General features: G+C 38.2%; 12 protein-coding genes. 5 read left to right on the top strand and 7 right to left on the bottom strand.

What is annotated here, in order from left to right:
- Positions 1-10 precede the first annotated feature (10 nt).
- From P3L56_RS04600 to P3L56_RS04590, 3 genes are all read left to right on the top strand, one after another.
- Positions 11-871, top strand: coding sequence for an ABC transporter substrate-binding protein (locus P3L56_RS04600; RefSeq protein ID WP_370661211.1), 861 nt, complete (start codon positions 11-13; stop codon positions 869-871).
- 157 nt (positions 872-1,028) lie between these two features.
- A complete protein-coding gene (locus tag P3L56_RS04595; protein WP_198861154.1) occupies positions 1,029-2,513 on the top strand; it encodes a sugar ABC transporter ATP-binding protein in 1,485 nt (494 codons plus the stop codon).
- A 4-nt stretch (positions 2,514-2,517) separates the two neighbouring features.
- Positions 2,518-3,495: an ABC transporter permease gene (locus P3L56_RS04590; RefSeq protein WP_370661210.1), complete on the top strand. Its 978-nt coding sequence runs from the start codon at positions 2,518-2,520 to the stop codon at positions 3,493-3,495.
- A 64-nt stretch (positions 3,496-3,559) separates the two neighbouring features.
- Here P3L56_RS04590 and P3L56_RS04585 read toward each other — a convergent pair whose 3' ends face one another.
- The 3 genes from P3L56_RS04585 to P3L56_RS04575 form a co-directional block, all read right to left on the bottom strand.
- Positions 3,560-4,567 carry a LacI family DNA-binding transcriptional regulator gene (locus tag P3L56_RS04585; protein ID WP_048608281.1) on the bottom strand — a complete coding sequence of 336 codons (1,008 nt, stop codon included), beginning with the start codon at positions 4,565-4,567 and terminating at the stop codon, positions 3,560-3,562.
- A gap of 215 nt (positions 4,568-4,782) precedes the next feature.
- Entirely contained in the window at positions 4,783-5,577 is a 795-nt protein-coding gene (locus P3L56_RS04580; RefSeq protein ID WP_166687308.1) for a sulfite exporter TauE/SafE family protein, read from the bottom strand.
- A 56-nt stretch (positions 5,578-5,633) separates the two neighbouring features.
- Positions 5,634-5,978, bottom strand: coding sequence for a thioredoxin family protein (locus tag P3L56_RS04575; protein ID WP_042848788.1), 345 nt, complete (start codon positions 5,976-5,978; stop codon positions 5,634-5,636).
- 128 nt (positions 5,979-6,106) lie between these two features.
- Between P3L56_RS04575 and P3L56_RS04570 the strand changes: the two genes are divergently transcribed.
- The gene (locus P3L56_RS04570) at positions 6,107-6,982 is read left to right on the top strand and encodes a leucine-rich repeat domain-containing protein (RefSeq protein ID WP_166687306.1); all 876 of its coding nucleotides are present in this window, start codon (positions 6,107-6,109) and stop codon (positions 6,980-6,982) included.
- Here the strand turns inward: P3L56_RS04570 and P3L56_RS04565 are convergent.
- The 4 genes from P3L56_RS04565 to P3L56_RS04550 form a co-directional block, all read right to left on the bottom strand.
- Entirely contained in the window at positions 6,975-8,564 is a 1,590-nt protein-coding gene (locus tag P3L56_RS04565) for a hemagglutinin repeat-containing protein (RefSeq protein WP_306804103.1), read from the bottom strand. The genes P3L56_RS04570 and P3L56_RS04565 overlap by 8 nt on opposite strands.
- Before the next feature lie 188 nt (positions 8,565-8,752).
- A complete protein-coding gene (gene ccmB, locus P3L56_RS04560; RefSeq protein WP_042846836.1) occupies positions 8,753-9,418 on the bottom strand; it encodes a heme exporter protein CcmB in 666 nt (221 codons plus the stop codon).
- Positions 9,403-10,035, bottom strand: coding sequence for a cytochrome c biogenesis heme-transporting ATPase CcmA (gene ccmA / locus P3L56_RS04555; protein WP_042846837.1), 633 nt, complete (start codon positions 10,033-10,035; stop codon positions 9,403-9,405). Before ccmA ends, ccmB begins: the two co-directional genes overlap by 16 nt.
- Before the next feature lie 29 nt (positions 10,036-10,064).
- On the bottom strand, positions 10,065-11,243 hold the full coding sequence (locus P3L56_RS04550; RefSeq protein WP_042846838.1) for an ion channel: 1,179 nt from the start codon (positions 11,241-11,243) through the stop codon (positions 10,065-10,067).
- A gap of 329 nt (positions 11,244-11,572) precedes the next feature.
- Between P3L56_RS04550 and cptA the strand changes: the two genes are divergently transcribed.
- Positions 11,573-13,282 (top strand): phosphoethanolamine transferase CptA, encoded by a 1,710-nt coding sequence (gene cptA / locus P3L56_RS04545; protein WP_217008440.1) that lies wholly within the window; start codon positions 11,573-11,575, stop codon positions 13,280-13,282.
- Positions 13,283-13,288: the final 6 nt, after the last annotated feature.

Below are 13,288 nucleotides of genomic sequence, written 5' to 3'. Positions count from 1 at the left end.
AACCTTAGGTATGGCGTTTAACGCTACGGCTAAACCAGTTTCCGTTGGCATGTCGTTTCAAGAGCTAAATAACGAGTATTTTGTCACCATGAAAGAAGCCTTAGAGAGCGCAACAGGCGATATGGGTGCACAATTATATATTTCTGACGCCGCTCATGATGTCTCAAAACAAACCAGCGATATCGAAGATATGTTACAGAAAAAAATCGATATTTTGCTAATCAACCCAGCCGATAGTGTCGGTGCTGAAACTGCAGTACTTGCAGCGAAGAAAGCCGGCGTCGTTGTCATCGCTATTGATGCGCAAGCAAATGGGCCAATAGACTCTTTTGTAGGTTCTAAAAACTACGATGCGGGCTTAATGGCAGGTAAACGCCTAGGTGAAGCACTTGGTGGTAAAGGTGAAGTCGCTATTTTAGATGGTATTCCAGTAGTCCCAATTCTAGAACGTGTTCGCGGTTTCGAAGCCGCCATGAAAGAATATCCAAATATCAAGATTGTGACTAAATTGAACGGTAAGCAAGAGCGTGATACTGCAATGAATGTCACAGAAAACATGCTACAAGCTAACCCTACACTAAACGGGATCTTCAGTGTTAATGATGTCGGTTCTTTAGGTGCATTAGCCGCAATTGAATCCTCTGGTCGTGATGTGAAATTGGTCAGTGTTGATGGTTCACCTGAAGCTGTTGCTGAAATTGCAAAAGGTAACTCTCCGTTTATCGCAACTTCTGCGCAGTTCCCGCGTGACCAAGTCCGCATTGGCTTAGCAATGGGGCTAGCAAAATATTGGGGCGCTAACGTACCGAAAGAAGTCCCTATTGATGTTAAGTTAATCGACAAAACTAACGCTAAAGATTTCCACTGGTAATCGTTCGTTTTATAAATAATGTATTGCACCCATATCCTATGTATAGGTGCAATACATCTCCAATAACAATTAATAATAAAATGCATATTGGAATATTTATCTTCCAAATGACTTTGTTACCCATTTTTAAGCGGTGAAGAAAATATAGGGAAGCAATATGATGCAATTATTAGCATTAAAAGATGTCAGCAAAACTTTCCCTGGGGTTAAGGCGTTAGATAATATCAATCTCTCTTTGGAAAAAGGAGAGGTTCACGCATTATTAGGTGAAAATGGCGCAGGCAAATCAACGCTAATGAAAGTTTTATGTGGAATACATAAACCTGATAGCGGGCAAATTCTGATTGAAGGTAAGGAACATACGTTTCATAACTACAGAGACGCCATTAAAGCGGGTGTGGGTATTATTTTCCAAGAGTTTTCACTAATTCCTTATTTAAATGCTTTTGAAAATATTTTTTTAAATAGAGAGTTAAAGAATAAACTTGGTTTATTAGATAGAAAATCAATGCGTAAAAAGTCTCAGGAGATATTAGCTGAGCTAGGTGTGAATATTAATATTGATGAACCTATTAGCCATTTAAGTATCGCAGAACAACAATTTGTCGAAATTGCAAAAGCTCTTTCTTTAGATGCAAAAATCCTCGTATTAGATGAGCCTACAGCGACATTAACACCAAATGAAGCCAATCATTTATTTGATGTGATGCGTGATTTAAAAGCTAAAGGGGTTGGGATGTTTTTTATTTCTCACCATTTAGAAGAAATTTATGAGATCTGTGACACTATCAGCGTATTACGCGATGGTCAATACATCGGTTCGCGTAAAGTCGATGATACCGATTTAGATGTGATTATCGAAATGATGGTCGGTCGTGAAGTAGAAAATATTTACCCTCATAAGCGCCAATTTGATCAACAAGAGGTCATTTTAGATGCTGAGGTCCAGCGTTTTGCTAATAGCCCTGTAAACTATATTCAGTTAAAAAAAGGGGAGATATTAGGGTTAGCTGGTTTAGTCGGCTCAGGCCGTACCGAAACCATTCTTGCCATGATTGGTGCTGATAAATCCTATAAGAAAAAAGTTATTTTAGAAGGTAAAGAAGTCAAAATTAAATCAGCTGCGACGGCTTTACAATTAGGAATTGGTTTATTACCTGAAAGTCGAAAAACTCAAGGACTTGTTTTGCCTTTCTCTGTAAAAGAGAATATTTGGTTAAATAACCACGCTCAAAAATTATTTTTAATCCAAAATAAAAAAGAACTCACTTTATCTATTGAATTAATTTCTCAAGTAAAAGTTAAAACACCAGAGCCTCATACTGCCGTTTCCACTTTAAGTGGTGGTAATCAGCAAAAAGTTGTTATTGCTCGCTGGCTAAATAAGCAAGCTAAAATTCTTATTTTCGATGAGCCTACTCGAGGAATTGATGTTGGTGCGAAATCAGAAATCTATCAGTTAATGCGCTCTCTGACTGAAAAAGGGATTTCTATCATTATGATTTCATCAGAGTTGCCAGAAGTTATCGGTGTTAGTGACCGAGTTTTAGTTTTTCGAGATGGTGAAATTGCCGCTGAGTTAAATGGGGACGATATAAACTCAACTCAGATCATGGTACATGCAGCCGGCAATATTATATAGGATAATGACTATGTCTAATCAAAGTGCTATTCCATTAACTAAAAATAAATTTAGTTTTTCTAAGCTAACAAAAATACCTGCATTTCTACCACTCGTTGGTTTAATTCTTTTATTTACATGTATGTCCATTTTTAATGAGCATTTCTTAACGGTAAATAATCTTTCAACGATTGCTCGTCAGGTTTCAATTAATGCCATTATTGCTATTGGTATGACATTTGCTATTTTGACCGGGGGGATTGACCTGTCAGTCGGTGCTGTTATGGCTCTTTCTGGAACTTTAATGGCGGGTTTAATGAAATATTATGGCATGGACCCCTATGCCGCAATCGCTCTTGGCCTATTATCAGGTATTGCATTCGGTTTTATTAATGGAATATTAGCCGCTTACGGTAAAATGCCACCTATCATTGTCACACTTGGTGCCATGATAATCGCCAAAGGCTTAGCATTAATTTATACCGGTGGCTATCCTGTTTCAGGGCTCCCCCAAGAATTTGCTTTTTGGGGACGTGAAGAATTAATGGGGATACAAGTTCCTATTTTATTAATGCTGGGGCTTTACTTAATTTTTTATGTTGTTTTAAACCACGTTTCATTTGGTCGCTATATTTATGCTATCGGAGGTAATGAAGAAGCCGCTCGTCTTAGTGGTATCCGTGTCGAACGCTATAAAATGTTAGTTTATGTGATTAGTGGTTTTACCGCGGCATTCGCTGGCCTTATTTTTACTTCCCGTGTTATGAGTGGCCAACCTAATGCAGGTGTAGGCTTTGAATTAGATGCTATTGCCGCCGTTGTGCTTGGTGGTGCATCCATCGCTGGTGGCCGAGGAATGATTATCGGAACCTTAATTGGAGCAATGATATTAGGTGTTCTCAATAATGGCTTAAATTTACTCGGTATTTCCCCTTATGTACAATATATTGTAAAAGGCTTAATTATCTGGGGAGCAACATTAATTAGCTCAATGAAACGCTAAGCTAAACTTTTATTAAAATAATATAATAAAAAAATTAAAGGGCCTCTAAACGAGGCCGCTTTAATTAGTAAACAACCAGTTTACCATCTACAAATATTTGCTTTGTTTGGTGATTTTTATTTGTTTCACGCTCTATTTCAGAAAATAATAAATCTGTAGTTAACTCACCAAGGTAAACAGAGTCATGATGAACACCTGAAATAGACAGGTGATAAGTATCAGCATATGGCGGTAAATCGACTGAAAAATAACGGCAAGACAAGCCTAATTCTAAAATAATTTTATACATACCTGCTGTGATAATACCATTAAGCCCCACAATATACATATTAGGTGTGTATAGTTCTTGAACCTTTTCCCTTAAATAAGCTTCATCATTTTTATTAAACATATAGCTACTGTATAATACATGAATGTTCCCCCTATTTGGAAAGGCCTCATATATTCCTGATAAACGCGACAAACTAATTTCCGAATCTTTAGGACCAGAAACAATTAACGTATTATCACAATCTTGCTGACTCAAAAACTTACCTGTTAATGCCCCAATTTCAAAGTTTTTCAAAAATAAACCCGAGTATTTATTTTCATAGCCATAAATTGCACGGTCTACAAAAACTAAAGGTACATTGTGCTGGTCAATTAAAGAAAGGTAACTTGGTTGATAGCCTTTATCATCGCGAACAGGAGATAGCAGAATACCACTAGCCTTATAGCTAACTAAGGTCTCAATAGCCGTTTTCTCTGCTTTTTCATCGCTATCCGAGTCAAAGATCATCACCTGATAGCCTTTTTCTTTCGCTAAACGAGAAACTGTTTGAATTAATACAACATAAAATGGGTTAAATGTGCTATCAGTAACCACACCAATTATGCGGCTATTTTTATTCTTCAAATTCCGAGCGAAAAGGTTAGGAACATAATTTAGCTCTTGAGCTATTGCCAATATTTTATCTCGAGTTTCTTTCTTTACCATTTCTGGATGGTTAAATGCCCTTGAGACTGTAATATCCGTTACATTAGCACGCTTAGCTATATCTATTATCGTTGTTGAGCTATCTTGCTTTGCCATAATTATATTAGTTAACCTTTAATGACCACCCCGATGAATATAATATTAGTTCATATCAATCTTTATCAGGGCAGAAAAAATGCGATTATTCATTATACCTATTTGCGGATGAAGATAAATCGATTTTATGCCATTATGATAGGTTAAACTACGGTTTATCAAAAATAGTGGCATACCACATAGATTAATCGATTACCTATTAATCCCTTAATAAATCAAATGAAATTCAACTCACTTAATGATGAAATAAACAAGACTAATGCAACAATAATGACCAATATTGAAAATATCGTTTTAATCATTTTAGCTGAAAGATAATTAATTATTAACCTCCCTATTAATAAACCAATAATACAAGAGACAATAAAAATAGAGCTAATTTCTTTTGGATAGGGGAATCCATTTAATACATTAATAAAAATACTAATACTACCAATACAAAAAATCACCAGTAATGATGTTGCGATAATACTCTTCATATTTAAATTGGTAAACTTCCGTAGTGCTGGGACTATCACAAACCCCCCACCCACCCCGAGCAACCCTGTCAATAACCCAGAAATTATACCAATACCACCAAGTACAGCAGCAGTTTTGATATTCCAAATAAATTTTCCTGTTTCTTGATTAATTTGGCAAACTGAATGCGTTAACTCACTTGGTTCGCCCAAAAAACCTCGATAAGCCACATAAAACATAACCATGCTGAAAGTGAGCGTTAACCAAACCGGAGAGATAATATGGGAAAGATAGATACCATATTTAGCCGTAGGTATGCTTAATAACGCAATCCAAATAGCAGCTTTATATCGAATAGTTTTATTTATAAGCCCTTGAATTGCACCAACCAAAGCAGCGAGTGTCACTGCCAAAAGACCAACTGGAGCGGCTAAAGCTACACTCCAGTTCTGGCTTACCATCAGGGCGGGGACAGCAAGAATCCCGCCACCGGCCCCAGTTAAACCAAGTAAGCAACCGATTAATACACCTTCTAAAATAAGTATTAACATTGTGAATGTCTTGTATGAGTAGTTAGAGTTAACTTAACGCAAAAAATCGAATATTACTAACTATCGAGCACCTGCTTCAATACCATTAATACATTATTTAAGGGTACCTCTCCTGCAATCGTGTGAACTAACCGAGTGTCCTGAAAAATTGCGATAGTGGGTACAGTTTTTATCCCGTACTTAGGTGCTAAAGTTGGTGATTGTGCAATATCAACAACCCCAAAAACTATTTTTTTATCATCAATGTGGTTCGCGACTTGTTGGAAAATAGGTTGCATGTTCTTACATGGTACACACCAAGAAGCCGAAAAATAAACAATAACGCACTGCCCAGGTTGTTGTTCAGGCTGATAAAGCATACGTGAAAAATTGTCGCTATCTAATAACAAGATATTAGACATTATTTCCTACCTTTTGTTATGTATTATTTTGTTTAATTAGAATATCGTGGTTGTTTTATACTATTACTGACTTTGAGCGTTACCTGAAATTTAAGGGTAACTCACTTACTCATCATAGGGAGAAACCTATGTTACACCAACATTCAGATTCTAGTTTAGCGTTAAATTTAGATTCAGGTCACCATCTAGAAATTGATTCATTAATTTCATCGCCATTTTCCTATAGTGTTATTAGTGCATATAACAATAAGTTAGCGGAGTTCCCATCATTAATAACCCAATGTAAATCATTAAAAGTCCTTAACTTATCTTGTAATGAACTTAAATCAATCCCTACTGACATAGCAAGCCTTTGTTATCTTGAGATGCTAGATTTAGGGCATAATAGCATTAATGAGGTCATTACCGAAATTGGTAACCTAAATAAGCTACAATTTCTTTATTTAAGCGATAATGGTATTAAAAAGCTTCCTGAATCATTATCAAACCTACACGACTTGTTATATTTTAATGCCACTGATAACCAATTAAAAAAACTTCCTGACCAATTTTCTAAGTTAACAAATTTGAAAGAATTAAGATTATATAACAATCAAATTATAGATTTAACAAACTCGATCACGCAGCTATCAGGTGTCCATGAGGTTTATTTAATGAATAATTCAGTAACTCATATACCCGATGATATTTTAGGTTTAGCTGCAATAAGAATACTCGACTTAAATAATAATAAAATTGATAACATATCTTCAAAGATATCAAGTCTTAAACATCTTCACACTCTTAATTTAAGGTTTAATAAACTATATTCACTACCGAGCTCTATTGGGGAAATTGAGTCACTTCAATATCTAGATTTACGTGCTAATCAGCTTAGTAATTTACCCGATAGCCTAGTAAATATACCAAAACTAATGAAGCTAGACTTACGATGGAATAATTTTAGTATAGAACCTGCGATTGTAAAAATACTAAGAAGCCGAGGTTGTACTGTTTTTATATAAGCTTGTTCATATTATGAGTTTGCAAAGATAACCATTGTGTATATTTATGATGTTTTAATAAATTTTGCCATCTGAGTAGAGGTATATCTTGCTTCTGATTAGCCTTATCACGAAGGATTATCTCACCTTCCGATACCGCTGCATGCGTGGTATTGCTGTCTTTCCCTTTGTTATTCACATTGGTCAGCAGTGAACCCGCTGCATTCCCCATTAACTGGTCTTCAAATGGTGTGCCTCCTGTACTGAAACCACCACTTTGGCTATCCACCTTGTACTCCGCTTTGTTTTTAATATCACCAAAGCCCAGAGTACCTGTATCCAATGTGTTTTTATCCGCCTCTGCCGTACTGCTTATGACCGCACCATCAAGTTGTGTATGCTCACCCACCGTAATATCAAAACCGCCTTTGCCTGCATTGATACCCGTTTGCTTATCTACCGATTGATAATCGCTGTGCATTTCGGTTTTATTGGCATTCACGGAAGCTGTGGTATTCAACCCTGACCCAATACTGCCAGATACACTGCCACTTTGTTGCTTCGAGTCATATTTGTCCGTCGCTTGTTGGCTAGATAGGGTCAAATCCCCACCTACATTGGCTTTAACGCTTTCACCGCTCACTTGCGCACCGGTTAGCGTGGTGTCTTTGCCACTGTTCAGCGTCAGTTGTTTACCCGCATTAACCTCTGTATCGGTATAGAACTGGCTATTGCCTTTCTCAAAACCATTGCCTTTATTCACGCTCGCATTAACATTCCAACCGCCCGTACTAATACCTGCACCGATTGAACTGCCTTTACTTTCGTTCTTACCATTCACGGTTTGAGTGTTGGTGGCACTGGTCAGGTTAATATCATTTTTCGCAGTTAAGGTTATGTTTTTACCTGCATCCACTTGGCTGCCTTGTACCGTCAGGTTGCCTTGGCTACCCTCTTTTTTACCTGTGGCTGTAAGGTTGACATTGTCCCCAGCACTTAAGCTGCTACCTGATGCGGTATTTTGCTGTGTTTTCGTGGTGGATTTTGAAGAACTACTGCCATAAGACACATTGACGCCAAAGGCATCTGCCACACTACCACCTTCTTTCAGTCCAGCCAACTCACCGGCTTGCTGAGCTTGTACACCCTGTAAGCCCGCTTTCATTCCTTTAAGTGCAGCTAACTGACCATCATCTTCTTGTTTCGCTGATTTTGCAGTCTGCGCCATACCATCTAACAGGCTACCCGCTGTACCGCCTAACGATACCGTCAACCCACTGGATTTACTTTCCACCGTGGTGATATCCGTACGGCTATTTTCAGCCGCGGTGATACTCACATCACTGCCCGTTACATTGATATCTTTCGCCGCAATCACATCACTGCCGTGAATATTTGCACTGCCACCAGCGGTTAAGTTTACATCTCCCGCCGTACTGCCAATCACACTGCCTTTTTTCTGGTTGCTATCGGTTTCGGTAGTCACTTTTTGTGAAGTTGAACCAACCGTGAAACCTAAACCGCCACTGCTCATTAACCCTGATTTTTTTGTTTTCGACACATGAGTTTCATGCTGTGCTTCGTCAGAAGTGGTTACATTCAATTGATTGCCAGCATTGACGGTAACATCGTTAGTTCCGAGTACCCGGAGTCAGATTAAATTGGTTACACTTTTTTATCAGGAAGGAGGAAAAAACTTATTCGAGTTTTTAAAACCCTCTTTTCTCCCCTCGAACTAAAAAGACGAAGGTTTCAGAGGGCTTTTTGATGAATATAGATGAGATAAACCAGTTAGCTATTACTGATATTGATTTTTAATGCCGCAGCAATCGCTAAAGGGGAAAAAGTGATACTCGCAGCGAATAAAGCCGCTAAAATAGCAAAATAGCCATCTAATGGCATTTTAAAACTATGGGCTTCCATCGTCCCTGTCGCATAAATAAGTACTGGGATATATAAAGGAAGAACTAGCAGGCTCACTAAAACACCGCCCTTCTTCAATGAAACCGTTAATGCGGCCCCAATCGCCCCAATAAAACTCAGCACTGGTGTCCCTAATAGTAACGTCCCCACAAGCACTAAAAGTGTATCAGCACTGAAAGACAGCATTAATGCGGCAATGGGAGATAACAGGATCAACGGCAGACCAGTCACTAACCAATGGGCGATAACTTTAGCGAATACGCTAATAAATAAGGGGTGTGGTGCGAGTAACAACTGTTCAAGGGAACCATCAAGATAGTCGTCTTTGAATAAGCGTTCTAATGATAAGAGTGACGATAAAATTGCAGCCACCCAAAACACCCCTACGGAGATACGCGCTAATAACTGGGGCTCAGGCCCGATACTTAGCGGAAATAATGTGATAACAATTAAGAAAAACCACAACGGGTTCATCAGTTCAGAAAAACCACGAAATGCAATTTTGAGTTCTCTATTAATTAATAACCAAAACATGATTCAACCCCACCAGTCAGTTTTAGTGACCCAAATTGCCCCGACATGGCTTGATGAGAGGTAAATAAAATGATGCCCCCCTGTTTTGCATGTTGATGAAAACGCTCTGTTAAGCGTTCTACACCAGCTACATCAATCGCAGTAAACGGCTCATCTAATACCCATAATGGGGCATCACTTAGCCATAACCTAGCTAAGTTCACTCGGCGCTGTTGCCCTGCTGACAGTTGGCTAACAGGGATATCTTCATAACCAATTAAAGAAACTTCCTCTAAAGCAGACCAAATCTGCTCTCCAGCATCCCCTTTATGATGCATTTGATGATAAAACTTTAGGTTTTCGTAAGGGGTCAATAAGGATTTAACTGCCGGTTTATGCCCTAAATAAAGTAGGTGACGGGTAAACTCCTCTTTAAGTTTATCAATCGGCTGATTATTCCAACAAATAGCCCCCTCATCAGGTTTTAATAGCCCAGCCACCATGCGTAAAAGGGTGGTTTTCCCCGCCCCATTTGGCCCTTCGACCTGTAAAATTTCACTGGGCTGCACCGTAAAATCTAGCTGGTGAAATAACACTCTATTTTGCCGATGGCAACTCACCTGTTGAGCACTTAGCATGAAGCAGAATTCCTGTTTTGATTTAGAGGTTAGCTTTTTGCAACTTTATTCAACAGCATATCACTAATCGAGTCATTGGATATTGCGTCACCGCAAAGCACTTGCATCAAAACTTCAGAGCCTAGAGTCGATAATGAAAACAGCATATCCGGCTTCAATAAACGAACTTTATCCATATTGTTTTCTTGGTTGATCAAAACCACAGTTTTAACTGGGTTATCACTCCCTGCTAACTCTTTCACGCCCAATAAAGCAAATGTACTGAGTGAATCACTGTCTGTCATAATCAGCACACACTTAGCATGCTTTACATTGGCTGCAGCGAGTAATTCACTACTCGTTGGGTCCCCAGTTACAATGTTATCTTTTTCTGGATAGTGACTTCGATGGTTTTCTTGGCAAATAACTGCAACAGGTAATTCACGTTTTTTCAGGCTTTGGTAAACATTCACAGCCATTGGGGTACTGCCAATCACCACATAATGATTTTTCATATAAGAAAACCTCTTACGCACAATTTCTTTTGTGCCTTTCGCTAATACCCCAACGATATAAACCACTGAAGTGGTAAAAATCGTGATCCCTAAAAGAATGACTGTCACTGTAAATATCCGTGCATCCACGGTGACTGGGACAATGTCGCCGAAACCGACTGTTGTCATACAAACCAAAGCAAAATAAAAAGCGGTCGTGCCATCTTTAACGACAGGTAAAAATTCATCACCAATATACAAAGTACCAAAAATTGAATAGAGCAATAATGCAATAATACAGGTAATGGCCACGAACCCTGCACTGGTTAAGCTATGGTGATGATATAGCTTCCAAAATACGCAAAGTGCCACTAACAAAGCGAGGGAGAAATAGCCTTGGTGAATATTTTCTTGCACTAATTTTAGATCAACAAATGAAATGATCCCGAGTAAAAACAACGAAAACACCCAGGCGATCCGCGCACCATTGACCATAAATAACGAAAGGAAAATCAATGAAATCCCCAATAGGAAACGCGGGATATCCAGTAATTTCATAAAGCCTAATGATTTTAACCACTGTGTTAGCCCTGATTCACGCCAATCAATGTAGTCTGTATAAGCGCTTAAAACAGGTTTTAAAATCATTGCACCATCAATAATAATCAGTAAAGAAAGTAATACCCTGATTGATAAGGATGATTTCAGAAAAGCCACAAATGAGTTGTCTAACATGAGTTGCTCTCACCCTTTATTGATAAAATTTGCAAATTTTTGATATACCATAAATATATCAAAGGATAATATCAATTCGCTAAATGCGATAACACACAATTATCCGTCATCATAGTATTTCTATAATAACCTATAAAACATCGTCTATAATTGAATGTCACCTTATTTGGCTATTTGCTAACATGAAAAAAACAAAGAAAAATTAAGAAATCCTTATTGATAGATAACATATTTTTGAACTTAATTTACACCTTTTTATCTAAACACCGATTTCCCAATTATTTTTCAATGTGACTTAACGATAATAGAAAACAAGAGTTTACAAAACTATGGTTAACACTACACGCTCTGCAAGGTTTAGCTGGATCGCTTTGTTCTGGTTATTAATCTACTTTTGGTATTTTTCGTCATTATTACAGCTATATGTGCTTGTTACTGGGCAAAGCAACTCTATCGGCTTAAGGGACTCATTACTTTACAGCTCCCTTTGGCTAATCCCCGCCTTACTTTTTCCAAAAAAAATTAAGCTGGTTGCAGGGCTGATAGGTATCGTCCTGTGGCTATCTTCTGTGGTTGCTCTCGCCTATTTTGTTGTTTATGGGCACCAAATATCACAAAGTGTTATGTTTGTGATGTTTGAAACCAACACCAATGAAGCTGGGGAGTTTCTTAAACAATATTTTAGTTTCAAAGTGGTTGGTGTAATACTGGCTTATACTGTCGTTGCTATTTTTCTTTGGACACGCCTAAAACCAGTTACACTTCCAAAATCAGGGCGAATCGGTATCTCATTACTGATTTTAATTATTCTGTTTGGTATCCCTTATTATAATAAAGGAATTAAGCAAGACCGCCCAATAGCCAATGTCGCCTCTTATGTGAATAGTAAACTGGCATACGCAGCTCCATGGCAGTTTGTGAGTGGTTACTTATTATATAAGAACCAACTTGCGAATATGGAAGAGCTCATTCGCGATAATAGCAAGATCCCACCATTAGAAAACTTCGTCGATGCGAATGGTAACACCCCTCGGACATTTGTGTTGGTTATCGGTGAATCCACCAGCCGTGATAGAATGAGTTTATACGGCTACACACGCCCAACAACGCCTGAATTAGATGAGCTCGCTAGGGATTACCCAACAAATTTGTCAGTATTTAATGATGTCGTGACATCGCGTCCTTACACCATTGAAGCATTACAACAAATTCTCACCTTTGCAACTCAAACAGAACCGGAGCTATTTAATTCCCGCCCCTCCATTATGAACATGATGAAACAAGCAGGTTTTAAAACGTTCTGGATCACCAATCAGCAAACGATGACCGAGCGTAATACGTTACTTACAGCGTTCTCTCGCCAAACGGATAAACAGTATTACCTCAATAATGATATGGCACAAAGCTCGCGTATATACGATGACGTGGTCTTTGCTCCGTTTAAAGAAGCGCTCGCTGACCCTGCTGAGAAAAAATTCATTGTTGTACACCTATTAGGGACGCATATGCGCTATGAATTCCGCTATCCGGAAGAAAAAGCCATATTTAAAGGGAAAGACGATGTTGTCCCCAAAAACCTTAATGAAGATGAAGTAAACGATTATAACGCTTATGATAATGCGCAACATTATAATGATTATGTTGTTTCAACATTAATTAAAGACTTTGATTCTTCAAAAGAAAATGGCTTTTTAGTCTTTTTCTCCGACCACGGTGAAGATGTCTACGATACACCGCCACACAAAATGCTAGGGCGTAGTGAAGGCAAACCAAGTAAAGTCATTTACAATGTTCCTTTCCTTGTTTGGCAGTCCCCTGAGTGGTTGAATACCCATCAATTTGATTTAAATGATAAAACAACTCGCCCATTTAGTACTATGGATTTTATCTATGCATGGTCTGACTTAGCTGGGTTAAATTATACTGGGTTTGAATCTCAAAAAAGCTTATTTAACAATGAGTTTAAACCGCAACCCCGTTATATAGGCGACCCTGAAAATAAATCATCACTGATGCTTTATGATGATTTGAAGAAATAATATGAG

It is taken from the genome of Providencia sp. PROV024 (assembly GCF_032709665.1).
GTDB lineage: Bacteria > Pseudomonadota > Gammaproteobacteria > Enterobacterales > Enterobacteriaceae > Providencia > Providencia huashanensis.
The sequence above is the reverse complement of the archived record's forward strand: the minus strand, read 5'-3'. Positions and strand labels throughout refer to the sequence as shown.

Bases quoted from the DNA above. Each gene is read 5' to 3' on its own strand.
- P3L56_RS04600 (WP_370661211.1), top strand. From the start codon at position 11: ATGGCGTTTAACGCTACGGCTAAACCAGTTTCCGTTGGCATGTCGTTT.
- P3L56_RS04595 (WP_198861154.1), top strand. From the start codon at position 1,029: ATGATGCAATTATTAGCATTAAAAGATGTCAGCAAAACTTTCCCTGGG.
- P3L56_RS04590 (WP_370661210.1), top strand. From the start codon at position 2,518: ATGACTATGTCTAATCAAAGTGCTATTCCATTAACTAAAAATAAATTT.
- P3L56_RS04585 (WP_048608281.1), bottom strand. From the start codon at position 4,567: ATGGCAAAGCAAGATAGCTCAACAACGATAATAGATATAGCTAAGCGT.
- P3L56_RS04580 (WP_166687308.1), bottom strand. From the start codon at position 5,577: ATGTTAATACTTATTTTAGAAGGTGTATTAATCGGTTGCTTACTTGGT.
- P3L56_RS04575 (WP_042848788.1), bottom strand. From the start codon at position 5,978: ATGTCTAATATCTTGTTATTAGATAGCGACAATTTTTCACGTATGCTT.
- P3L56_RS04570 (WP_166687306.1), top strand. From the start codon at position 6,107: ATGTTACACCAACATTCAGATTCTAGTTTAGCGTTAAATTTAGATTCA.
- ccmB (WP_042846836.1), bottom strand. From the start codon at position 9,418: ATGTTTTGGTTATTAATTAATAGAGAACTCAAAATTGCATTTCGTGGT.
- ccmA (WP_042846837.1), bottom strand. From the start codon at position 10,035: ATGCTAAGTGCTCAACAGGTGAGTTGCCATCGGCAAAATAGAGTGTTA.
- P3L56_RS04550 (WP_042846838.1), bottom strand. From the start codon at position 11,243: ATGTTAGACAACTCATTTGTGGCTTTTCTGAAATCATCCTTATCAATC.
- cptA (WP_217008440.1), top strand. From the start codon at position 11,573: ATGGTTAACACTACACGCTCTGCAAGGTTTAGCTGGATCGCTTTGTTC.